This window comes from Singulisphaera photorubra (assembly GCF_045290345.1).
Classification (GTDB): domain Bacteria; phylum Planctomycetota; class Planctomycetia; order Isosphaerales; family Isosphaeraceae; genus Singulisphaera.
Window position 1 is genome coordinate 3,802,066 of record NZ_CP155447.1, and the last position, 26,396, is coordinate 3,828,461.

General features: G+C 61.4%; 20 protein-coding genes and 1 tRNA gene. 9 read left to right on the forward strand and 12 right to left on the reverse strand.

Features of this window, described 5'->3' with window-relative positions:
• Positions 1 to 62: 62 nt before the first annotated feature.
• The 4 genes from tsaE to V5E97_RS14635 all read right to left on the reverse strand — a co-directional run bounded on the left by tsaE (position 63) and on the right by V5E97_RS14635 (position 3,172).
• Positions 63 to 554 carry a tRNA (adenosine(37)-N6)-threonylcarbamoyltransferase complex ATPase subunit type 1 TsaE gene (tsaE, locus tag V5E97_RS14620; protein WP_406700052.1) on the reverse strand — a complete coding sequence of 164 codons (492 nt, stop codon included), beginning with the start codon at positions 552 to 554 and terminating at the stop codon, positions 63 to 65.
• Between the two features lie 55 nt (positions 555 to 609).
• Entirely contained in the window at positions 610 to 1,566 is a 957-nt protein-coding gene (locus tag V5E97_RS14625) for a thiamine-phosphate kinase (RefSeq protein ID WP_406700053.1), read from the reverse strand.
• Positions 1,563 to 2,708, reverse strand: a complete 1,146-nt coding sequence (locus tag V5E97_RS14630) for a glycerate kinase family protein (protein ID WP_406700054.1) — start codon at positions 2,706 to 2,708, stop codon at positions 1,563 to 1,565. The genes V5E97_RS14625 and V5E97_RS14630 overlap by 4 nt, the downstream gene beginning before the upstream one ends.
• Before the next feature lie 224 nt (positions 2,709 to 2,932).
• Positions 2,933 to 3,172 carry a carbon storage regulator gene (locus V5E97_RS14635; protein WP_406700055.1) on the reverse strand — a complete coding sequence of 80 codons (240 nt, stop codon included), beginning with the start codon at positions 3,170 to 3,172 and terminating at the stop codon, positions 2,933 to 2,935.
• Between the two features lie 318 nt (positions 3,173 to 3,490).
• On the opposite strand from V5E97_RS14635, the gene V5E97_RS14640 reads away from it, so the two are divergent.
• From V5E97_RS14640 to V5E97_RS14665, 6 genes are all read left to right on the forward strand, one after another.
• Positions 3,491 to 6,049: a hypothetical protein gene (locus V5E97_RS14640; RefSeq protein ID WP_406700056.1), complete on the forward strand. Its 2,559-nt coding sequence runs from the start codon at positions 3,491 to 3,493 to the stop codon at positions 6,047 to 6,049.
• Entirely contained in the window at positions 6,046 to 7,068 is a 1,023-nt protein-coding gene (argC, locus tag V5E97_RS14645; RefSeq protein WP_406700057.1) for an N-acetyl-gamma-glutamyl-phosphate reductase, read from the forward strand. The genes V5E97_RS14640 and argC overlap by 4 nt, the downstream gene beginning before the upstream one ends.
• Before the next feature lie 455 nt (positions 7,069 to 7,523).
• On the forward strand, positions 7,524 to 7,760 hold the full coding sequence (locus tag V5E97_RS14650) for a hypothetical protein (RefSeq protein WP_406700058.1): 237 nt from the start codon (positions 7,524 to 7,526) through the stop codon (positions 7,758 to 7,760).
• A 1,028-nt stretch (positions 7,761 to 8,788) separates the two neighbouring features.
• Positions 8,789 to 9,073: a hypothetical protein gene (locus V5E97_RS14655; protein ID WP_406701160.1), complete on the forward strand. Its 285-nt coding sequence runs from the start codon at positions 8,789 to 8,791 to the stop codon at positions 9,071 to 9,073.
• 349 nt (positions 9,074 to 9,422) lie between these two features.
• On the forward strand, positions 9,423 to 10,877 hold the full coding sequence (locus V5E97_RS14660) for an efflux RND transporter periplasmic adaptor subunit (protein ID WP_406700059.1): 1,455 nt from the start codon (positions 9,423 to 9,425) through the stop codon (positions 10,875 to 10,877).
• Between the two features lie 556 nt (positions 10,878 to 11,433).
• Positions 11,434 to 11,967: a hypothetical protein gene (locus tag V5E97_RS14665; protein WP_406700060.1), complete on the forward strand. Its 534-nt coding sequence runs from the start codon at positions 11,434 to 11,436 to the stop codon at positions 11,965 to 11,967.
• Between the two features lie 108 nt (positions 11,968 to 12,075).
• On the opposite strand, the gene V5E97_RS14670 is transcribed toward V5E97_RS14665, so the two are convergent.
• The 6 genes from V5E97_RS14670 to polA all read right to left on the reverse strand — a co-directional run bounded on the left by V5E97_RS14670 (position 12,076) and on the right by polA (position 21,031).
• Entirely contained in the window at positions 12,076 to 13,449 is a 1,374-nt protein-coding gene (locus V5E97_RS14670; RefSeq protein WP_406700061.1) for a 30S ribosomal protein S1, read from the reverse strand.
• A gap of 42 nt (positions 13,450 to 13,491) precedes the next feature.
• Positions 13,492 to 14,163, reverse strand: a complete 672-nt coding sequence (locus V5E97_RS14675; protein ID WP_406700062.1) for a DOMON domain-containing protein — start codon at positions 14,161 to 14,163, stop codon at positions 13,492 to 13,494.
• A gap of 74 nt (positions 14,164 to 14,237) precedes the next feature.
• Positions 14,238 to 14,741, reverse strand: coding sequence for a 6,7-dimethyl-8-ribityllumazine synthase (gene ribH, locus V5E97_RS14680; RefSeq protein WP_406700063.1), 504 nt, complete (start codon positions 14,739 to 14,741; stop codon positions 14,238 to 14,240).
• Positions 14,742 to 14,868: 127 nt separating this feature from the next.
• Positions 14,869 to 16,758, reverse strand: a complete 1,890-nt coding sequence (rho, locus tag V5E97_RS14685; RefSeq protein ID WP_406700064.1) for a transcription termination factor Rho — start codon at positions 16,756 to 16,758, stop codon at positions 14,869 to 14,871.
• Positions 16,759 to 17,014: 256 nt separating this feature from the next.
• Positions 17,015 to 17,803 carry a dephospho-CoA kinase gene (coaE, locus tag V5E97_RS14690; protein ID WP_406700065.1) on the reverse strand — a complete coding sequence of 263 codons (789 nt, stop codon included), beginning with the start codon at positions 17,801 to 17,803 and terminating at the stop codon, positions 17,015 to 17,017.
• Between the two features lie 534 nt (positions 17,804 to 18,337).
• Positions 18,338 to 21,031, reverse strand: a complete 2,694-nt coding sequence (gene polA, locus V5E97_RS14695; RefSeq protein ID WP_406700066.1) for a DNA polymerase I — start codon at positions 21,029 to 21,031, stop codon at positions 18,338 to 18,340.
• A gap of 426 nt (positions 21,032 to 21,457) precedes the next feature.
• On the opposite strand from polA, the gene V5E97_RS14700 reads away from it, so the two are divergent.
• Positions 21,458 to 23,041, forward strand: a complete 1,584-nt coding sequence (locus V5E97_RS14700) for a coiled-coil domain-containing protein (RefSeq protein WP_406700067.1) — start codon at positions 21,458 to 21,460, stop codon at positions 23,039 to 23,041.
• Between the two features lie 258 nt (positions 23,042 to 23,299).
• On the opposite strand, the gene V5E97_RS14705 is transcribed toward V5E97_RS14700, so the two are convergent.
• Complete coding sequence (locus V5E97_RS14705) at positions 23,300 to 24,448, reverse strand: citrate/2-methylcitrate synthase (RefSeq protein ID WP_406700068.1); 1,149 nt, start codon at positions 24,446 to 24,448, stop codon at positions 23,300 to 23,302.
• Between the two features lie 473 nt (positions 24,449 to 24,921).
• Complete coding sequence (locus V5E97_RS14710) at positions 24,922 to 25,515, reverse strand: GbsR/MarR family transcriptional regulator (RefSeq protein ID WP_406700069.1); 594 nt, start codon at positions 25,513 to 25,515, stop codon at positions 24,922 to 24,924.
• A gap of 386 nt (positions 25,516 to 25,901) precedes the next feature.
• Between V5E97_RS14710 and V5E97_RS14715 the strand changes: the two genes are divergently transcribed.
• Entirely contained in the window at positions 25,902 to 26,066 is a 165-nt protein-coding gene (locus V5E97_RS14715) for a type II toxin-antitoxin system antitoxin (protein ID WP_406700070.1), read from the forward strand.
• A 179-nt stretch (positions 26,067 to 26,245) separates the two neighbouring features.
• A tRNA-Asn gene (locus tag V5E97_RS14720) sits at positions 26,246 to 26,318 on the forward strand.
• The last annotated feature ends 78 nt before the right edge of the window (positions 26,319 to 26,396 follow it).

Below are 26,396 nucleotides of genomic sequence, written 5' to 3' on the forward strand. Positions count from 1 at the left end.
GAAACTCCAAGTCATCACAGCTTGTAGGCCTGAGACGACTCTAGGCTTTCGGAATCAGGGCGTCAAACCCTGCTGAGGCATTCCGCTAACCGATCAGTGATCTTGGGGTTGTGCGGAATCAACACGTGAACGGTCCGCTGTTCTGGACCGGTCGGCTCGATCTGGATGATCCAGACATCCAAGGGGAGTCGATCGAGCACGAGATTGGCCCACTCCACCAGGCAAACTCCGTCGCCTGTGAAGTAATCCGAAGCTCCCAGGCTCTCGAATTCGTCGGGGCTCGGTAGTCGGTAGGCATCGAAGTGATAGACCGGGATCCGCCCTTCATATTCGTGGATCAGGACAAAGGTGGGGCTGGCGATGCATGAAGGGTCGACGTCGAGCGCTTCGGCCAGCGCCCGCGTCAATCGCGTCTTGCCCGCGCCGAGCGGTCCGACCAATCCGATGACCACCCCCGGTTCCACGACTTCCGCCAGCGCACGGCCGAGCCGTTCGGTGTCCTGCTCGGATGCGACCTCGATCGTCAGACCTTGCGTTGTGCGTTCGATTTGCATGGAAACAATCACATTCAATGGAGACTTCGGCTCGATCGGCCAATCGAGTCGTCAATTATTCATGGAGGTGGTCGAACCCTCGGGCATTGATCGCGATCAGTTGCCCGTCCCGGGTCCGCAGCCAGAGTCCCGGTTCGGCCCGGATTTCACCGATCCGATGGACGAGGGCCGGGCTGGGGGGAGCCTTGATAAGTCGAGACGCGTCATCGGGGGCGACCACGACACAGAGCTCGAAGTCCTCTCCATCGTTGAGGGCATGGTCGAGTGTCGAGCGAGAGTCGACAGCGCTCAGGATCCGCGCATCAGGGTGGATCGGGATGGCATCGGCATCGAGGATGGCTCCCAGACCGCCGCTTTCCTCGAGGATGTGCCCGAGGTCGGACGCGAGGCCGTCGGAGATGTCGATCATCGCGTGCAAGGGGGCCGCCTGGTGGAGGGCCAACGCTTCGAGGAGCCTGGGCTGGGGGCGGAGGTGCCTGCCCTGGAGGCTGCCACCGAGAGGTCCGGTCACGACGATGGCGTCTCCCGGCATCGCTCCCGAACGACGCACTGCACCTCGCGCGGTCGTCTCGCCGAGAACCGTGATGCTGATGACGAGCGGTCCGTCCCAAGCATTGGTGTCCCCCCCGACGAGGTCGACGCCGTATTGTGCGGCCAAGGGGGCCATTCCGGCGTGGATCCCTTGCGCCAGCTCGACCGCGTGGGCTTTGGGCAGGGCGACGGCCACGACCGCCGCAACCGGGACTCCCGCCATCGCCGCGATGTCTGACAGGTTCACTCCGAGCGCTTTGAAGCCAACGGCCTCCGGCCCATCATGGTCCAGGCGAAAGTGTCGTCCGTCCATCAGCATGTCGGTCGTGACGAGCCAGTCGGAGTCGCGCGTCGGGCGCAAGATGGCGCAGTCGTCGCCGATGCCGAGAACCGTGCTCCGGCCGACTCCTGTCTTTCGACGGATCCAGTCGATCAGCGAAAATTCCCCGGTCGGCCGATCGGGGTTGAGAGGACCGGTCACGTGGCACATCTCCGTCCTGCGAGGAACGCCCGCATGACCTGTTCGGCCGCCCGCTCGAGGAGTCGTTCGCCCTGGGCGATCGCTTCGTCGAGCTCGATCGGGGCGGGGCAGAGGCTGAAGTAAGCATCAATACCTTGCGCAAGGACGGCCTCGGCTCCCGGCCCGATCGAGCCCGCCAGGGCGAACGTCGGAACGCCGAGTGAACGCGCCAGGCGTGCCACGCCAACCGCCGTTTTTCCGAAGGCGCTCGAGGCATCGATCGCCCCCTCGCCGGTCAGGCAGAGGTCGGCTGCCTTGAGCCTTGCTTCAAGTCCGACCGCGCGGATCACGAGGGTGATTCCCGGCTCCAGTTTCCCCGCGGCGAAGGCGACGAGACCCCCCCCGAGGCCGCCGGCCGCCCCTGCGCCTGGGAGATCGCGGATCGCGCAATTCAGGTCGCGTTCGATGACCTTGGCGAAATGGCTGAGATTGCGGTCCAGGAGCGAGACCATCTCCGCGTCGGCCCCTTTCTGGGGACCGTAGACCGCGGAGGCCCCTTCGGGGCCGCAGAGTGGGTTATCCACGTCGCAAGCCACGGCGATTTCGACGCCGTCCATCGATCGATTGCGCGCACTTGCATCGATCCGCTCGAGACGGTTCAAGGAACCGCCGCCGGACTCGATCTCACGCCCCGCAGCATCGAGCAAGCGGTAGCCGATGGCCTGGGCGAGCCCTGCGCCGCCGTCGTTGGTTGCGCTGCCGCCGATGCCCACAATGATTCGACGGGCGCCCGCGGCGACCGCGGCGAGAATTAGCTCGCCAGTTCCTCGGGTTGAACTTCGCAACGGGTCGCGCGATTCGCGAGGGATGAGAACCAGACCCGAAGCGGACGCCATCTCAACGACGGCCGTGGACGCGTCGCCGAGTAATCCGAAGCGCGCTGTGATGGGAGAGCCGAATGGGCCCGTGACAACGGCCTCACGAAATGTTCCGCCGGTTGCCTCGACGAGCGCATCAACGGTCCCTTCGCCGCCGTCGGCCATGGGGACTGGGTCAATCGATGCCTCCGGGCATGCCGTGGCGATACCGCGAGCAATGGCTCGGGCGGCCGCAAGGGCCGAGAGGCTACCTTTAAACTTGTCGGGAGCTACCACGACCCGCATCGGCCCGTCCCGTCCGCTCAGTCTTGGGATCTCGATCTCGTGTTATTCTAGGGAACCACACGATACCGGAAACGAGACGGGGACTCCAACCAGCTTGACCCCAACTCGGGATCGGCGGGCCAGGAAACTGGTCCATGCGGATAGACCTGGAGGAACAAGTGGGAGCGACGCTTGCAGAATGGAACGCGGCGTAGGAGAGTGCGCCGGACATATTTGGTTTTGCGTCAGGCCAAGTCTGCGTTCAGCGATCGCTGATTCTCCAGCTCTTGATCGTGGTCGAAATCGAGATCGAGGTCGAATGCGAGATCGAGCTCGATCGGGACGATTTCTTCGCGGTAGACCGTCACATCGTTGGGGGCTTCGATGCCGATCCGGACCGAGTTACGATCGATCTTCACGATCGTGATCCGGACGTCCTGTCCCACCTTGACGCGCTGACCGAGCTTCCTGCTCAGTACCAACATGGCTCACTCCTCCTTGAGGATGTTCGGAACTGGAAAGCCGAAGTTGACGACTGGCCACAACGAAAGAACTCTGAGTGCACCTGTCATGCCAAATTTGACGATTTTTCCGATTGAAAGAATGGGAGAAAGACGCAAGTTCTTCCCGAGCTGTGGGTTGAATCTTTGTGAATGATCGTGAGGTCGCAGGTTGGAGAGCCGCTTGTGTAAAATTGTCAGCCCCGATTGTAAGTTTTTCCTTCAGCTTTGGGTGAAATCGACCAAGGGACTGGCCCGATTCGTGTCGTTCGTTCAACTCATGACGAAGTCCGGGAGCGCCGAGTGAAGTTTCGACTGTCGGAAACGGGACGGACCGCGACGATCTCCGTCAGCTTGCTTTGTCTGGGGCTGGCTGCCTGGCTCTGGCCGATCGGATTCGGCGGGCAGATGCCGGTCGGCGGAGACGTCACCCAGTTTTCGCTCGGGCTGATGGCCGTGCTTCGGGAATCGATCCGGTCCGCCCGGCTCCCGGTCTGGAACCATTCCTGGGGTTACGGCTTTCCCGGCCTGGCCGAGAGCCAGATGGGGGTCTATTACCCGCCCCATTGGGTCCTTTATGGACTCCTCCCGCTGGAATGGGCGTACACGGCGAGCCTTGTGTTCCACACGATTTTCGGTGGCCTGGGAACGTACTGGGCGGCCCGTCGCTTCGGTGCGTCGGCCATGGGGGCGGCTCTCGCCGGGTTCGCCTGGAGTTCGTCCGGGTTCTTCCTCATCCATCTGCCGCACCAGTGGGGGTACACCGTCGGTTCGTGGATGCCCTGGGCGTGGGGCCTCGCCTGGCTCATCGCCCGTGGAGAAGGAACCTGGCGCACCCCCTTCGCCCTGGCCGCCGTCCTGACCTTGCAAATCCTACCTGGCCATTTCCAACTGGCCTTCTACACCGAGGTCGGGGTCATTCTCCTGACCTTGGCAGGCGTTTCCCGAGGCCGACGGGCCTGGCAGGGGCCTTTGACTGTTGCGCTGGCGATGCTGGCGGTCGTCCCTTTGGCGGCACTTCAGGTGGTTCCGACCGCCCGCCTGGCGCGACTTGCCGCTTCCGCACGCGACTTCGACTACCTCTCCGGGTTTTCCGCCACGCCCCTTCACTTGGTGAGTTATGTCGCTCCTGGGCTCTTTCATCGTTCCCCGCTTTGGCGTCCGCTCGCCTGGGATCCGTTTCATACGTCCCCGGAGGAGTATCTTGGCTACATCGGCCTTGTCCCGCTTTACCTTGCTTTCGTGGCGATCTTCCGCGGTTTCCGGCGCGACCCGGCAGCGCGTGCGTTGGCGCTCGTGGTTCTCGTGACACTGCTCTTGAGCTTCGGTCCTTACGTGCCCGGTTTCCGGCTCTTGATCCAGATCCCCGGCTTCTCCTTCTTTCGGGCGTCGGCCCGTTGGTCGCTGGCGACCGGACTGGCTCTCTCGCTCTTGGCGGCAAAAGGCTTCGACCTCTGCCAAGGGTGGCGTCGAACCCGGATTTCCCTCACCGGGTTTGCGGTTCTGGCCGTGATGGCCCCCCTCCTGGTCTTGCTGGGACTGGAACTTGCGCTGGCGAGTTCACAACCGCAGGGAGGCCCTGGGAACTCGACGATTTTGAGCCGGACTCTGAACTCGTTTTCCGTGTCACGTGTCTTTGCGGGCGAGGGGGGCGACGATCAGAACGGCCGACCCGAGGCGAAATCCTCAGCGCTGGAAACCATGAGAAGGCTCGCCCTGACGCCGCAGGATGACCTTCGGATCCAGGCGGCGTTAGCGCGGCAGAATCGACCCTGGCGAAGCGCAACGGACCGGACATTCGAGAAACAGCGGTTTTCGATCTATCGCCAGGAATTGGGAGTGTCTTCGATTTTGCTGTTCGTGCTACTCGTGATCGCTCCGTTTGCGGGACGGACCCGGTTGTTCGCGACCGCCCTCGTGGGTTTGACTGCGCTCGATCTTTGTGCCGCGGGCCGGCATCGATTGACCGACCTGGGACCGATTCGACCCCTTTTGGCGCAGAGTCCCGTGCTCGCCGGCCTCTCCGGGGAACCGCCAGGGAGTCGATCGGCCGACACGTTGCGCAACATGCCGATGGTCGCGGGTGTAGCGCCGATCCTCGCGTACCGCACGCTTGATTTGCCTTGCCTGGCGGAGTTGACCAGCGTGGCTGTATCGCCCCTGGGCCTCCCCGGACGGGATCCGATGATTGCCGAAGCCTTGCGGGCCTGCGGTGTCTCGGCGCGAGTGCTCGACCCGTTCGAGACGCTCCAGTGGCAAAGCACTCCCCCCAACCTGCCTGGATGGGAGGTTCGGGAGACCTTGCAGGATGCAACGCTCGCCGGTTGGCTCTATTCCGACGCCTGGGTGGCCCAGCAAGGGCCCCGAGTCACCGGCTTCTCCCTCTTGCGGCCCCGGAGTGCGCCGGCCCTTGCGTGGCTCATCCCCTTGACGACCGGGCGAAGAGCGGAGATCCTTGAATCCCGCTCGAGTCAGACGGAACACGTGCTCCAGACACTCCGTGACGCCTCTCCATTGCCTATCGAACGGGTGAGCCCGACGCAGGTCGACGTGACGCTCGACGTCACCGGACCGGCCTTTGTGGTTGTCTCGCAACTGGCTGACCCTCAGTGGCGTGCCCGCTGGATCGGCCCTGTGGGAGAGCGAGACGCGCCGATCAGGCCGATCTTCATGGGGAAGAACGACGTGGGCTGGCAGGTGGTGGAGACCCCCGGTTCGGGCCGCTGGACCTTGCGGATGGATTATGTTGCGCGGGACGTTCGAATCGGTCTGATCATCTCAGGAATCGCCTGGGTGCTTGGCATCCTGGCCTATTTCTTCACTTCACGATTTGTAAAACAAGCGCGGGGTCACTCAATATGACGGGCGTGGCGATTGTCGGAGCCTCGGGTTATGCGTCGCGGGAACTGATCCGCATCCTTTTGAACCACCCCGGCGCGGAGATCCGAGTCGCGACCTCGCGCCAGGACGACTCGCCTAGGGTCGATGCGTTGCACCCGAGCCTGGCGGGCCGGATTGACCTCGCCTGTGAGCCGTTCGATGCGGATCGGCTGGCGGATCGGGCACGCGTGGCCTTTCTGGCGCTACCGCACACGGCGAGCATGGCCGTGGTCGCGTCACTCCGGGAACGGAACGTCCGGGTCATCGACCTGAGTGCGGACTATCGGTTGACCGACGCGCAGGTCTATGCCGATTGGTACGGCCACACCCACACCGATCCCGCCGGCCTCAATGAGGCGGTGTACGGGCTCCCCGAACTCTATCGCGAGTCAATTCCGCCGGCCGGCTTGATCGCCAACCCGGGCTGTTATACCTCGACGAGCATTCTGGCGCTGGCGCCTTTGATTCGCGAGAACCTTGTCGAACGGACCGGGATCGTCATCGACGCCAAGAGCGGAGTCTCCGGCGCGGGCCGGTCGCCGAAGTTGTCCACCCACTTTCCCGAGTGCAACGAGAGTTTTTCTGCCTACAACGTCGGCAAGCACCGTCACACACCCGAGATCGACCAGGTCCTCACCGAAGTCGGCCGCACTCAGGGAAACCCGGTCGAAGTCATCTTCACCCCGCACCTGGTCCCGATGGATCGCGGCATCTTCGCCACGATCTACGCGACGCCCCGGGGGCCTGTCGTCGAGCACGACCTGCTCGACCTCTATCGGACCTTCTACAAGCAAAGCCCGTTCGTCCGAGTCGTGGGTCACCTGCCTGCCACCAAGGAATCGGCATTCACCAACTATTGTGATATCACCGTGCGCGTGGTGCGTGGCAAGATCGTGATCCTGGCCTGTCTCGATAACCTGATCAAAGGTGCGTCCGGCGTCGCCGTCCAGAACTTCAACCTGATGTTCGGACATCCGGAGACCACGGGGCTCGCGCTCTAAAGCGATTACCGCTGTACGCTGTGTTCCAGCGGTTTACCATCGGGTCGCTCGCGGATCATGGCGACCGAAACTATTCTGTAGCTGGGGTCTGTGACTCCTGACTTGGCATTCGCCCCGGGGTCACAGACCCCGGCTACAACGATGTGAGCCGAGAAAAGGGGTCGGGAGTCTTTACGCTTGACTTCACCGTTGCGATTCAGTTTTCTAACGGCATGCCACGGCGCCGACGGTTTGCGATGGTCGGTTATGTGTAACATGTCCTGAATCGAGCCGTGGGGCGGGGAACGCTGTTCCGGAACGAAGGCGACTATGGCGCGTACGAGCGCGTGCTGGAAGAGGCCCGGGACCAGATTCCGGTGGGGGTGCTCTGTTTTTGCGTCATGCCCAATCATTGGCATTTGGTGCTCTGACCGGAGCACGACGGCGATCTCTCCGAGTCTCTGCGGTGGCTGACCGTGAGGCACACGCAGCGCTGGCACGCCGCGCATCACACGTCGGGAACCGGTCCGCTCTACCAGGGACGATTCAAGTCGTTTCCGATGCAAAACGACGAGCACTGGCTCACCGTGAGCCGGTACATGGAGCGGAACGCCTTGCGGGCGAACCTGATATCCCGGGCTGAGGACTGGCGGTGGGGAAGTCTCTGGCAGCGCCGGCAGCAAGTCGCATCGGTGACTCTGGCGGACGCCTAGCCGGTCCCCCGTCCTCGGCAGTGGACCGCGTTCGTGAACCAGCCGGAAACCGAAGCGGAGCTGCAGACCCTCCGCCGCTCGGTGGTCCGCGGAACGCCCTTCGGCGAGGCCCGCTAGCAGCAGGACACCGCGAAAACGCTCGGGCTGGGATCGACCCTGCGTGGCCGTGGCCGTCCGAGGAAATCCCCAGGGTAAACGGGAATTCAAACGACGCGGCGGCAGAAACGACTCCCGACCCCTTTTTTCGTCCTACATGTCTAACGTGTGATGAGCGTCGTGGCCACCTGAGGGCATCAGAAATGGCAAGTCCTGGCGATCCTGACTGGCTAACAGGCTCCCTCCCTCCTCGTGAGAGCACCGAGCTGAGCGTTTGCGGAGCGATCATCCTTCGCAGTATCTGCTCAGGTCATATATCACATAATCGATAAACATTACCATGCAGTATGTATCCTTAGTCCCCATCGAAAGGTTGCCCCCGGAGACCAGAATTAAGACCGTCGCCCCGCTGTGGAGACGAATCTCAACACAATCCACGTCAATCGACTTCTCGCCCCCCTCTAAGTCGACGGATATCATCTCCTCATAGGGCAAGAAGAGCCAGTCATCACCTCGATTGACGTGCAACCCCAGATCGGTGATCAGAATACACTTCTTGGCAGACCCAGGAACATTCTCGTAAATACCGTCGCGACCTCGCCTTCGCCAAGCCGGAGTCCGTTGAGAGGCTTTCCCTCGTCACCGGCGAGGGAGCGATATTGTGGGAGTTTCCTCAAATTGCGATGGGCACGCATAGCTACCGTTATTTTCATGTGTCCCTCGTTAATCTAGCGTTTCACTGATCACGACATTCCATTGCACATTGAACATACCGCCTAAACGTTTGATGCGGACGAGAAAAGGGGTCGGGAGTCAATAAGCTTGACTTCACCGTTGCGATTCAGTTTTCTGACGGTGTGCCACGGCGCCGACGGTTTGCGATGGTCGGTTATGTGTACCATGTCCTGAATCGGGCCGTGGGGCGGGGAACGATGTTCCGGAACGAAGGCGACTACGCGGCGTTCGAGCGCGTGCTGGAAGAGGCCCGGGACCCGATTCCGATGCGGGTGCTCTGTTTTTGCGTCATGCCTAATCATTGGCATCTGGTGCTCTGGCCGGAACACGACGGCGACCTCTCCGAGTCTCTGCGGTGGCTCACCGTGACTCACACAGCTGCAATGCTAATGGGTTGGTGCGAGTCCGAGGAGTTGCTAGGAGTCTGTCCGAGCAGTCAACGCCCATCTCTTTCGGCGAAGAAAACGGACGCTCTTCATTGAGAAGGGATGCCTACTGGGTGCCACGCGGTTCCGAACTTGTCGCGTGAGAGTCGTGCAATCTCGCAGGCCGCTCACGCGAGCAAGTTGCGCGGCATACGGGAGGTCGAAGATCGAGTCGGCTGGCCGTCGAGGGGGCTCGAGGGCTTACGCGACCGAGCTTATCGTGTCATCCCGTCACCTAGAGAATTTTCCTTTACTTGTGGAATTCACGATAACGATTATGGTTCAATCCGATACAGGTCGGATGATCGCTTGGAGTCTGCCACGTCCCTAGTTAACCAGAAGGCAGATCTTTATGAACATGCAGCATTGGTTTAAGGCGGCTTCGGTAGTCCTCGCAATTGGCGCGATGGCTAGGGGTATTCCCTTGCTCGCCCAGAACGAAGCGGCGGTCCTCGCACCGCGATTGAAGTCCAACGCCGATGCCCCACGGGCTGATGACCCACCGAGCTACGTAGTTAAGCCCGGCAAGCTGGGTGTCACCGTGGAAGAAGGGGGCCTTCTGGAGGCGACCCAAAATCAAGACGTGTTTTGCCAGGTCGCGGGCCAGACGGTGATCATCTCGATCGTGCCTGACGGCACCCGCGTGGCCAAGGGTGAGCTCGTCTGCGAGCTCGACTCGGCGGCCCTGAAGGACCAATTGACCAACCAGTACATCGCGACGTCGGGAGCGGAGGCGGCCTACCAGAACGCCAAGCTGACTCAAGAAGTGGCCGAGATCGCCGTCGCCGAGTACACAGGAGGCATCTACCCGCAGGAACTGCAGACGGTCAAGGCGGAGATCGCGGCGGCTGAAATGGCCATTCAGAAGGCCGAGGTACGGAAGGATCGGACCTTGCACGCCCGTAAGTTGTTGAATGAGTTACTGGCCGTGAAGAGGGACAACAAGACGGTCGGAGAAGTCATCGCTGATCTCGATATCGACGACCGCCTCGAGGTCACCATTGAAAATCTCGCACGCGAGAAAATCGCCCTCGAGCTGGCGAAGGTCAAGCAGATCGTGCTCGAGAAATTCACCAGCCAGATGAAGACCAAGGAACTCCAGAGCGATGTTGAGAAGGCCAAATCCAACATGTTAGCCAAGGAGCAGACCTGGGACCTGGAAAAGAAGAAGCAGGCGAAGCTCGAGTTCCAGATCAAGAATTGTCGGCTCTTGGCACCGGGCGACGGCGTGGTGGTGTACGCCAATGACACGAGCCGGTTCGGAGCCAGTAGGCCGCCCCAGATCGAAGAGGGAGCGGTCGTTCGCGAGCGACAGAAGATCTTCAGCCTCCCCGATCTGAGCCGCCCGCTGCGGGTTAATGTCAAAATCCCCGACTCGGTCATCGAGTGGGTCACGCGTGGGCTCTCGGCTCGGATCAAACTCGACGAGGTCGTGGACAAGCCCCTGGTGGGAACGGTCGAGGGGATCGCACCCCTTCCCGATCCATCCTCATCCTCAACCCCCAATGCCAGGTTCTACACGGCGCACATCACCATCGAGGATGGTCCCGCAGGTCTGATCCCCGGAATGACGGCCCAGGTCGAGATCCGCACCCCCGAGCTCGAAAACGTTCTCTATCTCCCCGTCCCGTCCGTGGTCTACTACGATCGCAGCGACCACGTGGCGGTTAAGAATAACGACGGCGGCTTCGAGTGGCGCAAGGTGACACTGGGTTTGTCCGACGGCTATCTCATTGAGGTCAAGGAGGGTCTTCAGAGCGGCGAGGTTATCGCACTCGAACCGGCCCCGCTACTGAACAAGGGACAAAAGTTCAAGATATCCATTTCGCCGCCCAGGCCCGCGCCGCAGCCAAGGCCATAGGCGTTTAAGGCCAGTTCAGGCCGCTTGAGTCGTGGTAGAGGCGGGGAGGAGTGAAGAGGGCGGTTCGCCGTCCAGACGGGCCTGGTAGCAGCCGGTCAGGTCGGGTAGGTCGTCCATGTCCTGCTGGAGGACCGTAAAGCACGAAACGGCACGGGCCAATTTTCCGGGGCTTGGCCCGTGCCTGGTGGTGACTCATCGAGATGAGTCGAGTCTTAGATTTCGATGCGGTGCCTCGCTCTGCTGATTCATCGGGACGCCTTATCGCGGGGGAACCGGATCTCGTAAGTGACCACCTCCGCGTTTTCACTTGGGTCGATCGCAATCACCGCATCGAACTGGCCAAGGGGGAGGCCTGTCCAGATCAGCCTCGCGCAAGCCACCTGTTTTACGAGCATGAATCCGGTGCAGAGCACCAGTCCGGTGAACCAGATTGAGAACAGGGCGAGGCGGAAGCGCGCCCAATCCCTCCCATGGCCGCATCGGTCCTGGAGTGCCTGATTCTGGACCCGTGGTAGGACGACTCGGTGTGGCGAAGTGTTCACTTGAGCAAGGAGGGATGATGAGTTACCGGCAATTCCTGTTCATTCTCTCGGGTTTGCTGGCTTACGGGGGGCTCTATCAATTGGGCCTTGCCCAAGCCCCCACGAAGACACCACCTGCCGCCAGCTCCGGTTCTGCGCTGAAAGACGACGGCCGTGAATGGATCAAGCCGCCACCTGAGGGCCTTTTTCCTGAGGAAGGAACCCAGGATGTGGAGGAAGCTGCGATTTATGAGGTTGTGGCTTCGAAGAAGGACGTGGCGATCGACAGGGACCTCAGAGGTCAGAACCACGTGAAGCTGACGCATGACGTTGCGGTCTATTACACCGGCCATTACTTCCGATGCCCGCGGGGAAAGGCACCCTACCTCGTACGCGCTGTCTTCGGTCATGGGGGGACAGGAAGGTATTACGTCAGACGATTTGGGAGGAAACTGCTCGTTGAGCATGGCTCCCTTGGGAGGAGTGATGCCGCGAACAAATCTGCACTCGTGGTCAATCTCGATTTCGAACCCGAGGCGCTCTATACGCTGGTACGTATCGCCGAGTGATGCTGTCACAGCCGAATTATCGCTTTTAAACGAACAGAAATGCTGATGGAACGAAACCGGACGACGCGGAGCCGTTGGCTCGCGCCGCCCGGTGGTTTCGGCTGTCGTTTACTCTTTCGGGCTCAATGAGAACAGGCCGCCTTCGCCGGTTCCGGGGCCACTCTTGCCCCCCTTGAGCGGCACTTTGCGTTCCGGCTTGGGAGCGGCGGGTGCCTCGTCTTCTTCCTCCTCCTCTTCCACGACCGTCGAAACGGTCGGGAGCGGACGAAGCGAGAGCGCGATCTTCTTGGCCTCGGCCTCGATTTTGAGGATCCGGACCTCGACCTCCTGCTCGGGCTTGACGATATCGGTCACGCGGCGGACCCGGCTCGGGGACAGCTCGGTGATGTGGATCAGGCCCTCGATGCCGGGCTCGAGTTCGACGAATGCGCCGAAGTCCATCAGCCGGGTCACCCGTCCCGTGACCACCATCCCGCGCGAGTAGGTTTCGCCGATCCGGTCCCAGGGGCTGGGGGTGAGCTGCTTGAGTCCGAGGCTGACCTTCTTCGTCTGGCGGTCGAGCTTGAGGATTTTGACCTCGACCTCCTGGCCAACCTTGACGAATTCACCCGCGTTGGAGATTCGGCTCCAGCTCATCTCGCCGACATGGAGCAGGCCGTCGACGCCGCCGATATCGACGAACGCGCCGAAGTCCTTGACCGAGCGGATGACTCCGTGGCGGACTTGGCCTTCCTCGAGCACGGCCCAGGTCTTTTCCCGTTGCTCTTCCCGTTCTCGTTCGAGGAGTTCGCGGCAGGAGACGACCAGGTTCTTCTCGCGCTGGTTGGCCTCGGTGACGACGACGCGGAGCTTCTGGTTGATGTAAACCGACGCATCCTCAACGCGATTGATGCTGATCTGGCCGATCGGCAAGAAGCCGCGGATGCCGTCGACCTCGACGTCGAGCCCCCCTTTGTTGGTCTTGGTGACCCGAGCTTCGACGATCAGGCCCTTGCGCAGGTTTTCCCAGTTGGCCTCTACGGCCGCGCCTTTCCTCGAAAGGATCAAGAGGCCTTCATCAGTGTCGAAGTGGTCGACGATCACCTCGATCATCTCGCCCGGTTGGGGCAAGGCGTCCTCGAACTGGTCGACGGGCAAGACTCCTTCGCTCTTGGCTCCCAGGTCAACGAAGATGCTCTTGCCGCGGATGGCGATGACCTTCCCAGTCTGGGGTCCGGATCGGCTCTCCTGCCCGCGCTCGCCGCCCGCGAGTTTCTTGCGGTCCCCGGCCGCCTGAGATCGAGGCGTGGCGACGTCGAACTTGGCGGCGTCGAAACCTTCGAGCGCGGCTTCCAGTTCGGCCTCGAGTTCGGCGTCCCACTGCCGCTTGAGCGGGACTTCGTCAGTCGGACGCTGGGGGACTCCCTGCGTGGTGGCGTCGAGCGCCGCATCGAGGGCGTCGTCGATCTTCCTATTGGAATTCCGAAAGTTCGTGTCGGCCATGAGAGAGTCCATCGTGCAAAATGAGACGGCCCGAAGGAAGGCCTAATCACGCAATTCCAACGTCGTCCAAAGACTCGGGTTTTCGCCCACGGGAAACTCGCGCCCGACCCCGAGGAACTGGTCCTCGCGATCGTGGTCAGTCACCTGATAGGCGAAACCGAGCCGTCGGTTGGTTTCGGGGTCGAAGCCTTGGAACGCCTCGGCGGGGAGGAACATCTCGATCCGCCACCCCTGTTTCAGCCGCTCAGCGTGGGCGGCCAGAATTTCCGGCCGACAGAGCGGGGCATCGGCGACCGCACGAGCGATCGGCCGCTGCGAAACCTCAACAGCGAGGGCCGACCGGGTCTTGCCACGGAGCAGCCGGGCGCTGAACCGGTGACAAAACCGGGTGGCTCGGCTCACGTTCCGCGTGTCTCGGGTATCGACCCAGACTTGAATGCCGTGCATTCCCTCGGCATCCTCGTCCGAGCCCACGGCTGTGGGCTCGGTCGACTTCGCGGTCTCGACCTGGATCGCCAGCCCCCCCTGGTTCCAGGCGACCCGAACGTCGGCCCAGTCCGGCTTGTCGTCAAGCATTGTAGTTTTGGGCAGGGAGCAACTCGCGTCGAGCCCAAGAAGTCCGCCCTTGGCGCCTGTCTTCGGGATGCCGGAGACGTGGCGGCACGGAACGGACAGCCGGAACCAAAAGGCTTGCGGTAGCAATGGGGTCGTCATCTGGGATCGCTCCCTCGATCGCGCCGGTTCCGGTTTCAGGGCCAGGGCGTTGTCTTCGATCACGTCAGAGCGCCCTAGTTCGAGTCGGACCGGCGAGGAGGCGGGTTACCGTCCTGGGATATCTTCCCCAGTAAGTTAACCATCTCGATGGCGGAAAGGGCAGCCTCAGCCCCCTTGTTTCCTGCTTTCAGCCCCGCGCGATCGAACGCCTGCTCGACCGACTCGGTGGTCAGAACGCCGAAAATCACGGGAATTCCGGTCGCCAGCCCCGCTTGGAGGATCCCTGAGGAGGTCTGGCCCGCCACATGGTCATAATGCCCGGTCTCGCCGCGGATGATGCAGCCGAGACAGATCACGGCGACGTATCGGCCGGATTCCGCCAACCGGCGCGCGACGAGCGGGATCTCGAATGAGCCCGGAACCCAGGCGACGTCAAGATTCTCGTCCGGGACGCCGTGACGGACCAAGCCGTCACGACAACCGGCCAGAAGCGCCTCGGTCACCAGGGAATTAAACCGCGCGACCACGATCGCGAATCGGCCGATGGGTGGAGAAAAATCTCCGGCGAAGATTGTCATGGGAAGTGGGCGTGCTGGAGGTTAGGTCGGCCGATCATCAATTGCGGTGAAAGGGAACCCAGCACCCCCCTTACTTTTAGTAAAAAGAAAGAGGGGAACCGAGCTCCCTTCAATTCAAGCCGCTCACTTACGACAGGTTCATGCTCATCAGGAACTCGGCGTTGGTTTTGGCCTTGCGCATCCGGCCCGTCAGCAGTTCCATCGCCTCGACCGGGTTCATGTCGTTCAGAACGCGGCGGAGGATCCAGACCCGACGGAGCTCTTCGGGATCCATCAAGAGCTCTTCGCGACGCGTGCCCGAGCGATTGACGTCGATTGCCGGCCAGACCCGCTTATCGACCAGACGACGGTCGAGGTGGAGCTCCATGTTACCGGTGCCCTTGAACTCCTCGAAGATGACGTCGTCCATCCGGCTTCCGGTATCGACCAGGGCGGTCGCCAGGATCGTGAGGCTGCCGGCCTCCTCGATCTTGCGGGCGGCCCCGAAGAATCGCTTGGGCTTCTGAAGCGCGGAGGCGTCGATACCGCCGGTCAGGATCTTGCCCGAGTGCGGGGCCTCGGTGTTGTAAGCACGGGCGAGCCGGGTGATCGAGTCGAGCAAGATCACCACATCGCGGCCGTATTCGACCATTCGCTTGGCCTTCTCGATGACCATTTCGGCCACCTGAATGTGCCGCGAAGCGGGCTCATCGAAGGTCGAGCTGATGACTTCGGCGGTCGGCCCCTTGACCGAGCGCTCCATGTCGGTCACTTCTTCAGGCCGTTCGTCAATCAGCAGGACCATCACGTAGGCGTCGGGGTGATTGGTCAGGATGCTGTTGGCGATCTTCTGAAGCAGCATCGTCTTGCCGGTTCGCGGCGGAGCCACGATCAGTCCGCGCTGGCCTTTGCCAATCGGAGTGACCATGTCGACGACCCGCATGTTGATCTCATCGCTGCCGGTCTCGAGCTGGATTCGCCCGAGCGGGTGGAGCGGCGTGAGGTCGTCGAAGCCCACCTTCTCGCTGAGCTTGTCGGGATCTTCGTAGTTAATCGCCTCAACCCGGAGGAGAGCGAAGTAACGCTCGTTCTCTTTGGGCGGTCGAATCTGGCCGGCGACGATCGCGCCTGTCTTGAGTCCGAAGCGGCGAATCTGGCTCGGCGACACGTAGATGTCGTCGGGGCAGGGGAGGTAGTTGTAGTCCGGGCTCCGCAGGAAACCGAAGCCGTCGGGGAGAACTTCCAGCGTTCCCTCGCCGAACATCAGGCCGTTCTGCTTGACCCGCTCTTTGAGGATCTTGAAGATCAGATCCTGCTTCTTCAGACCGGTATACTCGACCACCCCTTCGGCCTTGGCGGTCCGGATTAACTGGGGCATCGTCATCTTCTGGAGCTCGGTGAGGTGGATCTCACCGCGCTTGATGTCTTCATAGCGATCGTGAATCGCGACGTCGCCGAAGACATCTTCGTCGTCTTCGGAGCCAAAGCCGGGGGCCTGCGGGTTGACCAGCGCCTCGGCGATCGCTGCAATCGGCTCACGCTCGACCCGACTCGGCGGACTGTAGTCTCGGTCCCGATCGCGGTCTCGGTCCCGGGGTGTCGGAGGAATCTCTCGTTCGCTGCGATCGCGACTCGGGACGTTGGTTTCATGCTCCCGAACGCGTGAAATCCCGGTCGCTTCGCGTTCACTTCGGTCGCGGAGCCGCTCACGGACCGGCAGCCCCGCTTCGCCGCGTTCCGTCCGATCGCGAATCGGCTCGCGCTCGCGGTCGGGCCGGATGAAGCGGATTGGCTCGCGGTCGGCGGGTCGTTCCTGCGGATAAGGCTCGCGGTCGCGGTCGGGCCGATCGCGATAGTCACTACCCGGGCCCGTAATTTCGGGCGTCTCGGATTTGGTGACGGGGGGAGCAGGGGGTGTCGAGTTGTTCTCATTGGCGGCCGCCGAAGCGGGGGGCTGGCCCCCGGGAGGAAGGGGAGCGGCCTTACGAATGCGGGACGTGCTGGAGGACTCCCGGCGGGGGCGAGTCTCGTTGGCCATGGCGATCGAATCTCCTCGTTCGTTCAGTCTCACGAAATCACGGCCTGCCCTCGAGCCACGATCGTGCTTGAAGGGCCAAACCGACCGTGGGACGGACTTCAGATCGTCCGACCGCACGGGTGAAGAGGGTCAGCTTGGGCAGGCGAATCTGTCGAAAAAAATACGGGGGTCAGGGCAGTCAGATGAAGGAAAAAATCAGGTTGAAGTTCCCCGACTCGTGCGTGACGAGACGAGAGAAAAAGGCGGGCGTGTTCCATCAACCCCGTCGTGGGCCGGAGGAAGACTGGCCTTGGTTTGAGGGGCCACCAGGCCCGGATGAGTTCGGGCGGCCGGAACGAGGCGATCCGCCACGTTTGCTCGCCGCAACGATCCGCTTGTCCCAGAGACGATTCACCTCCTCTTTGAGGCGATCCAGACCGCCGTCGTTGACGAGGACCACGTCGGCTTGCCGCTGTTTCTCTTCGGGGGCCGACTGCGCCCGTTCCCGGAGGAGCAGTTTCTCTTCGGTCCAGCCTCGGGTTTCCACGAGGCGAGCGAGCCGCTGTGGCCTGGGCGCATCCACATAGAGCACGAAGTCGCAAAGCGAATCCCAGCCCGCTTCGAGCAGAATGGCGGCGTCAAGGACGACGGCGCTCACCTTGCCCTGGCGCTGAGCGCGTGCGATCGCTTTCTCAAAGGTCACCTGCATCCGGGGATGAAGGATCGTTTCCAGGTCGCCCAGAAGGGCCGGTTGAGCGAAGACCATCGAGCCCAGGATTCCACGGTCGATCAACGGCTCGCCTTCAGGCTCCGTCGCCGGGGCGAGGATACTCGTTCCGAACCGCTCAATGACCTGTTCGCGTACGGGGCGCTGGTTGAGCAGGGCATGGCCCACCGCGTCGGCGTCAAGCACCAAGGCACCACGCTCGGCCATGAACGCGGACACCTGGCTCTTGCCACCACCAATCTCGCCGATGATCCCGATCACGGGAACCTGTCCATGCTTCCAAGGGCCTTGCTGCGGCCCGGGACGGTTCCGTGGGTAGGCGCGAGTGCGTGATTTCATGATGATCCTTGAGCCAACTTCAGCCAGCAACGCTCGTTCAAAGCTCGAATCGCCGGAGGCAAACCAGACCGAAGAGGCAATCCAAAATGGATAAGTAAGTCGTACGAATCACCGTGACGGGACGAGGCCCGACAAACTCGCATGAGCGCGATGGTTACGTATTCTCAAATCTTGTCATTGGGGGGAACAATGGGTTGTTCCAAGGGAAGAGTCTTAGATCCGTTCAGATCCAGTTGGGCGGGTCCCCGACGGTGTCACGTCGCCGAACCTTGCCGCTCGAGACGTTCATTGGCTCGCACAGGCCGTTGATGGGAGGGATCCGGTATCCGCGAAAGGGGCATTGACGGATGCAGGAGCGGATGACAGACAGCCGAACTATTTATACTCCATCTCCGCTCATGCTGCAACCGTATTCGGTCTTGCTTGCACAATTTTCCCGCCGGCTTGAGGGGATTTTCTTCGGCGGTAATCCACTCGAACCGGTTGTGCCGTCAAGATCTCCTTACTCGTGAAAAAAAGCGGAGTCGATTCGCATCAACTCACGGTTTGGACGTCCAGCCAGTTGGGGCCGGCGGCGAGGTCGACCTTGAGGGGAACGTCCAGCTTCAGGGCGTTGGTCATGGCGTCACGGACGAGCGGGGCGAGTCTCGCGATTTCCTCGTTGGGCGCTTCAAAGATGAGTTCGTCATGGATCTGAAGTAACATTCTCGCCTGGAGGCCCTGGCTGCGAAGTTCGTGATCGACGGCCAGCATGGCCCGTTTGATCAGGTCGGCGGCCGACCCTTGAATCACGGTATTGACCGCGGTTCGCTCGGCCACGTTGCGGTTATGACCGGTTGTATTCTTGATTCCATTGATGGGTCGGCGGCGGCCGAGAATCGTCTCCACGCGACCGGTGGCGAGCGCGGTTTCGAGGGTTCGGGTGATGAACGTATCGACGCCTTCGTATTCCTGGAAGTACGCCTCGATGAACGCGGCGGCGTCGGGCTGGGAGATCCCGAGTCGGCCCGCCAGGCCGTAGGGACTGAGGCCGTAGAGTACGCCGAAGTTGACCGTCTTGGCGACCCGCCGCATCGAAGCATCGACGGCCGACTCGGTGACTCCGAAGATTCGGGAGGCGACGACTCGGTGGATGTCGTGATCGTCGGCGAAGGCCTGACGGAGCGCGGGATCGCCCGAATAGTGGGCGAGGATCCGCAACTCGATCTGTGAGTAGTCGGCCGTGAGCAGCGACCACCCCTCGGTACCGGCCACGAACGCCTGGCGGATCTGACGACCGTCTTCGGTGCGCACCGGGATGTTTTGCAGGTTCGGGTCGCTCGAACTGAGTCGACCGGTGGCCGTCACCCCCTGGTTGAACGACGCGTGAACCCGTCCGTCTCGGGGATGGACCAAGGCCGGCAACGAGTCCAGGTAGGTGCTTTTGAGTTTGGCGAGTTGGCGGTGCTGGATCAGGAGACGAGGCAGGGGATGTTTCGCAGCCAGCTCCTCGAGCACTTCCTGGGCGGTACTTGGCTCACCGCCAGGCGTTTTCTGCAAGGAGGGAAGTTTCAACTCCTCGAACAAGACCTGACGGAGCTGTGGCCCCGACCCGATGTTGAACGGGTGCCCGGCCAGGGTGAAGATCTCCGCTTCGATGGTGTTCAGCCGATCGCCGAACTCCTTCGAGAGGCGGCTGAGCAAGGGGACATCCACTTTGATACCGGCCGTCTCCATCTTGGCCAGCACGGTGATGAGCGGACGTTCGAGCTCGGCGTAGAGGGGCCAGAGCCCTTCCTCGCGGACTTTCGCCGCCAGGATCGCTTCGAGTCGCCAGGTTGCGTCGGCATCTTCGCCGGCATAATTCGCGACGCGGGCGACCTCGACCTGGTCCATGGTCTTTTGCGTCTTCCCTTTGCCGATGAGCTCCGAGATCGGAACCATCGTATGATCGAGGAAGCGGTGGGCCAACTGATCAAGGTTGTGGTTGCGTTCGCCGCTTTCGAGCAGGTAGCTCAAGACCATCGTGTCGGAGATCGGGCCGCCAAGCTCGATTCCGTAACGGCTGAGGACGAGCATGTCGTACTTGAGATTCTGACCGATCTTTTCGCTCGAGTCGCCGGTGAGGATAGGGCGGAGCGCCTCGAGCGTGGTCGCGAGGTCGAGGTGTTTGTCCCACATCGGCCCGCGGACCGGGAGATAGTGGGCGACCCCTTCCGCCCAGCTAAAGGCGAGGCCGACGAGATCCGCGCGGAGCGGGTCGATGGCGGTGGTCTCGGTATCCACGCAGAACCGTGGTTGTTCCGCCAATTCCGCAACGAACTCACGGAGCAGCTCGGGCGTATCGACTATGCGGTAGTCGGTCTGCCAGACGGCCTCGGGGAGTTTCTCGTCTTCGGGAAGTTCGGTGAGGAAGCGATGAAATCCGCTCTCGATACAGAGCGCTTTGAGCTGTTTCGTGTCGGGTGCGGTGGTCTTGAGACCTTCCCAGTCGAGGTCGAGCTTCAGGTCGTCGCGTAGAACGATCAGACTTCGGGCTAACCGCGCGGTCTCGGCGAACTGGCGAAGGTTTTCCTTTCGCTTTGCACCCGAGACCTTCTCGACGTTGGCCAGCAAGGTCTCGAGGTCACCGAATTCCTCGAGGAGCTTGGCTCCCGTTTTGAGGCCGATGCCGGGAATCCCTGGAACATTGTCCGCAGTGTCGCCGGTCAAGGAGAGGAGGTCGACCACCTGGTCGGGACGGATGCCCCAGTCGCTCTTCAGGCCCGCGACGTCGAGGAATTTTTGGGTCCGTAGATTGAAGATCCGCACATGGTCGTTCAGCAGTTGGCGTGCGTCCTTGTCGGCCGTGCAGATGACGACATCGAGCCCTTGCTCCTCGGCGCGCCGGCTTACCGTCGCGATCACATCGTCAGCCTCGGCGCCCACTTCCATGAGTACGGGGACGCGGAACCCGTCGAAGACGCGGCGGATCACCGGAATTTGGGGCACGAGCTCCTCGGGCATCGCCGAGCGCTGGGCCTTGTATTCGGGATACAGGTCGGAGCGGAAGACGCGTCCCGCGCCGTCGAAGGCGGCCGCCAAGTAGTCGGGCTTGCGGTCTCGGACCAGGTTAACGAGGTCGCGGAAGATGCCGAAGACCGCCTGGGTCGGTTGCCCCGCGGGCCCTGTCATCAGGGGGATCGCGTGGAAGACCTGGTAGATCAACGAATACGCATCGAGAATGTAGAGCGTCGGCCTGGGTTTCATCGAGAAATGAGACGTGGTTCGGGGATCAAGGGTCGTAGAGGGACACGGTCGACGAGGTCGACGGGAAGTGAGGTCGGTTCGCGAGGGAGCAATTCAAAAGGGGAGGTATTCAGACCGACGCCATCAAGTTTCAACGGTAGTCGGACGGCTTGGCGCTGTCAAGTCGCCGAAGGCGGACCACCTTGACGGTCTTGCACCAAGTCAACCCAGACCCCCTGGTCCTTTTCTTTTGACCGATTGGCTTCTACGCCTTACAATCAAACGAGTCGGAACTTTTCTGTGGATTCCGCGTCCAAGTCCTCAGAGAAATCGTCGATTTTCTCGGTTTGATTCCGCATACCCCCTTCCCATGTGACATATTTTCTGCAAACCGGCGGATCCCCAAGCGCAGTTCGCGAGCGGTCCGATCGGCGGGAGACTTCACCCATGGCTGCAGCTAACGAGTCTCAGGGGCTCAAGATCGCCGTGGCGGCCTTCGTGTCGCTCACCGTGATTTTGGCCGTCACGTCTTACTTCCTCTATTCGAACTACGATCAAACTTTTCAGAAGCTGACCGCCGCCGAAGAGAAGATGCGGACAGCGCAGAAGACGGCCGACGAAGCGACTCGTCAGTCCGAAGATTTGCAGAAGGCGATTGGCTCTCGTGCTCAAGAGTACGAGGCCGTGAAAGCGGAGATCGCCACCGAGCGGAAGAAGATCGACGACGAACTCGCCGCGATTGGTCCGATGGTCGTGGATATGGTCTCCAAAGTCCAGGCCGCTGGGGGTTCCAACCCTGCGCTTGATGAGGTTAAGACCGCCGCAACATCCCTCTCGGCAGCTTACAATAACGAGCCGAACAAGACGTTCTTGTCTTCGCTTGGCCGCGTCAAGGACATGCTCAAGAACCAGGCCCGCATGACTGCGGTTTTGGCCTCCAACTACACCGAGTTGAAGCGCAGTCTCGAGGCGGCGAACACGGTTAACAAGCAGCAGATGGACGTGATCGTGCAGTCGAGAGACAGCACGAAAGCCGATCTCGAGGGCGAGCAGACGAAGCACGTCCAGGCCCGCGCGGACCTTCACAACAAGGTGACGGAAACCGAAGCGGAGATCGAGAACAAGAGTACCGAAATCGCCGCGTTGAAGTCGGAGCATCGCCAGTACCAGGAGGAGTCGACAAAGAACTCCGAGGCCCTCCGTTTGACCGTTCGTGACCTTCGCGACGCCAAGGCGCAGACGGAAACCGTGCTCGACCGTCCCGACGGTAAGATCACCTACGTGGACTATGGCCGGGGTGAGGTTCGCACGAACTTGACCTATGGCATGGGTGCCCGGCCCCAGATGCAGATGACCATCTTCGACAGCGGCTCGCCGGGAATTCCGACCGAGAAGCCGAAGGCGACGATCGAGCTGACCTACGTCAACGACAAATACAGTCTTGCGAGAATTGTCGAGACGAAGAGCTCGATCGATCCGATCCGGGTGAATGACATCGTCTACTCCCCGGCCTGGTCGCCGAATGAGCCGATGCGGTTCGCCTTGATCGGCAAGATGGATATCAATCGGGACGGCAAGGATGACCGGGCGGATCTGATCCGAATGATCGAGGCGGCTGGTGGAATCGTTGATTACGACCTTCCTCCGCCCGACTCCGGCAAAGAGCGTGGCAAGATTTCCGGCTACGACTCGTGGTACGTCATCGACGACCCCGACAAACGGCCGCCGCTGGTCACTTACCAGAACCGTCGTGAAGATCTGGGGACGGCCGAGTATGCCGACTTCCTCAAGAGACGATCCGATGCGATCCGGATCGCCCGCGACAATGGTGTGCGGCCGATGCTGATCGGCCGGCTCCTGAACTTCTTGGGCTATTCCTACAACGCGCCGCCTCGGGGACGAGCCGAAGCCATTGATACCGGTGCGATGAGGAATCTGCTCCAGAAGCATACGGACGCTCTGAAGCCGAAGGCTCCGGACGCGGAAGTCCCCAACGAAGATCCGGCCATGGAAAAGGAAGAAGTGAAGTAACGACTTTTCCGCTTAGGTTTTCTTGAATCCCATGCAGGGTCGTCCAGACCCCTGCATGGGATTCTCCATGCGGAGTCCAAAAGGGCGGCCTCGGCCAAACTGCCCTTCGAGAGGCCCTGGAAGCGGCTGGACGCGGGCCAGTCAATCCTTCCCGGCTCGAAAAGAACCAAAATAATAGGGAGGCTGAGGCTGCGATTCGCAGCCTCAGCCTCCCAGGTCGGTTCCACACTCAAATCAGGTCGATCTCTGCCACGCTCCTTACCGTTGCTCGATCGCCTTGATCTCACGGTTCGGAGGACCGATGTAGCGAGCCCTCGGCCGCATCAGCCGATTGTGGTCGAGTTGCTCGATCACATGAGCGGACCACCCGGCGACCCGGGCCATGGCGAAGATCGGCGTGTAGAGCTCGATATCCAGGTTCATGTAGTGGTAGAGACGAGCGCTGGGCCAGTCGACGTTCGGGGGCAGTTGCTTCTGCGAAGTCACCGCTTGCTCGATCGGCTCGGCGATTCGTTCCCAACGATCATCGCCGAACTCGGCCGCGAGGCGAGTGCAGTATTCCTTGAGGATCCGGGCGCGGGGGTCGCCGGTCTTGTAGACGCGGTGGCCGAAGCCCATGATTCGCTCTTTGCGGGCGAGGGCATCCTGAATCCAGCGCTCGGCGTTCTCGGGGGAGCCCACCTGCTCGAGGACCTTCCAGGCCTCTTCATTGGCACCTCCGTGCAGCGGCCCTTTGAGCGTCCCGACCGCGGCGACGATCCCCGAATAGATGTCGGAGAGCGTGGAGACCGTAACTCGGGCCGAGAAGGTGGACGCGTTCAACTCGTGCTCGGTGTAGAGAACGAGCGAGAGGTCGAACGCGCGGCGCATCGTTTCGGAGGGGACCTGGCCATTGACCATGTTCAGGAAGTTGGCCGAATGGTCGAGATCGTCGCGAGGAGCGATCAACTCGAGCCCCTTGCTGATCCGTTCGCGGAAGGCGACGGCGGTCGCCATCTGGGCGATCATCCGCTCCGCCTTGCGAACGTTCGCGGCGTGGTCGGTCGGTGGCGCGTTGACCTCGGGGTCGTAGTGAGAGAGGACGCTGACGGACGTTCGGAGAACGTCCATGGGATGGATGGAGGTCGGAATCTGGCGGTAGAGCTCAACGAGAGCGGGGGGAAGCGCACGCGAGGAGCGGAGCCGGCCGTCGAATTCGCGAAGTTGGGTGGCGGTCGGCAAGTCGCCATGGAGGAGCAAGAAGGCCGTCTCCTCGTAGGAGACGCTGGTGGCCAAATCCTCGATGCGATACCCGCGGTATTCCAGTCCCCCGGCCCCTTCCTTACCCTCCACGTTCGCGATCGCCGTCTCGTTGGCGATCACTCCCTCCAGACCTGGATAATACTGATCCACCGACTCAGTGCTCATACACGACTCCGCTCAGGGTGGGCCTAAAATTGCTCCGCGCGAGGTTCTCAACGGATGCGCGGGTGCAGGGAAGGAGACGTCAAGGTCAGGCACATACCTCTCGTTCGCGGACGATTCAACGAGGGTAGTGGAAAAGACCACGAAGTCGAGCGTCGACGCGACAACCGACGTCGAGGGACGTTCGGACTGGCGAGGGGCTTTTGGATTCGGTTCAACGCCGGACGTCTCGCCCTGGCGACCGATAAACGCTCCCCCGTCGGTCTAGTTTAGAGCAATCGGCATCGCTCTTCCATGACCCGGCGCGAAATCCGCCTGGGATGTTCCCGTCGAATTGCACACGAGCAGCCTGAGGCCTTACCGTTAGGTTAAGACGGAGGGTCGCGACGCTTTGTTTCTATCGCGATTACCTCGAAATTCAGAGTTCCTGAGGGTCTTATCGGCCGATGCGACAAGAATTTCCTTCGAGAATCTTGCTAGGCCGGCGGAAGGGTGCCATTCGAAAACTCGATCAGATGGCGGAGTTCCTCCAGGTCGTCGGACTCCAGGCTCAGGAGCCGTGAGGCAAGCCCGTTGATCAAGTCAAAAAACTGCCGGAGCGAAGTAATCCGCCCTTCAAGCTCCCGGAGCTGGGGATCGAGCCGGATTGTGGCGACGCTTCGCTCGAGAACGACGAGTGTCGGATCAAGCTCCCTGCGCTTTCGCTCGCTGAGAATTCGGCGAAACAAGGTCCAGACGTCGGTCTCAGCCCGATAGAACTCGCGCCTCTGACCCTGGCGATGGACCTTGTGAACGACACCCCAGGCCATCAGCTCCCTCAGGTTCATGCTGACGTTGCCTCGGGAAACTTGCAGCCGCTCGCGGAGCCCGTCCGCAGTCCAGTCGGTGCCGGTAATGTAGAGGAGCGCAAAGAGCTCCCCCATGGTCGCGTTGATTCCCCAGGAGCGGGCCATCATCCCCCAGTGCTCGACGAACTGACGCACCACGTCGTCAGATCGAGATTCGACGCCGGACCCGATCCCAACGTCGGCTCGGTCCGCCGGGTCTTCCTCCGATTCGCGCTTCCCCATTGCCATGACCTCGGGAGATGTGAAAGACGGGAATTCTTCTTCTCGGTCCCCCCTGAGTTCCCTCGGGAGAAACTGAAAAAAAATACTGCGCAGTAACTCGTCTCGTCTTTCCGGACCGAGCCGGTTTGCGTGCCCCGCTCGGCGGACCCCATTCCTGTGATCGTTCTGTTCCGGTGACGGGTCGCACCCTGTCATTCCCCCCGACCCGCCTAATTTGCGATCTCGATCATGTCGTGAAGAAAATGTTCTAAAAGCCTGCGCCGTTTTCGGGTACAATAAGGGAGCATGCCCCAACGCGCGAGAATCGAGATGCAGCCGCCGCGGGGCTTGACTCCATCCCTTGCTGCATGGTTTCTTCGATCCCATCGAGCAGAGGAGCCTAATCCATGCCAGAAACCGTGGTTCATTTCCAGATCCGAATGCCCCCCGTCTTGCACGAGCAACTGGCGAGTTGGGCGAAAGAGGACAAGGCGTCATTGAATGCCCTGATTGTCGGCATTCTCGAGAAGGCCATCGAGCAGCACGAGGCGAAGACCGCAACCAAAGAATAGTCAATCAGCTCGTCGTGACGAAGAGTTTGTTTCCTTCAAGCTCATCGAAGCGTCGAAGCCCTGATTCGCGAAGTGGGTGAATCTTTGTTTCCTCCTTCTTTATTTTCTTCCCGTTCGTGAGACTCGAAAGATTTGCCCTTGAGCCGGGCCGCTCGGCTCGATATGCTCAGTGGGCCGATTCCCCGATAGCTCAATCGGTAGAGCGAGCGGCTGTTAACCGCTAGGTTCTAGGTTCGAGTCCTAGTCGGGGAGTTCTTGGAAGGCTTGACCTAAGCCCATGAAGCCAAAGGGGTTACACTGGAAACGGTGTAACCCCTTTCTTCGTTTCCA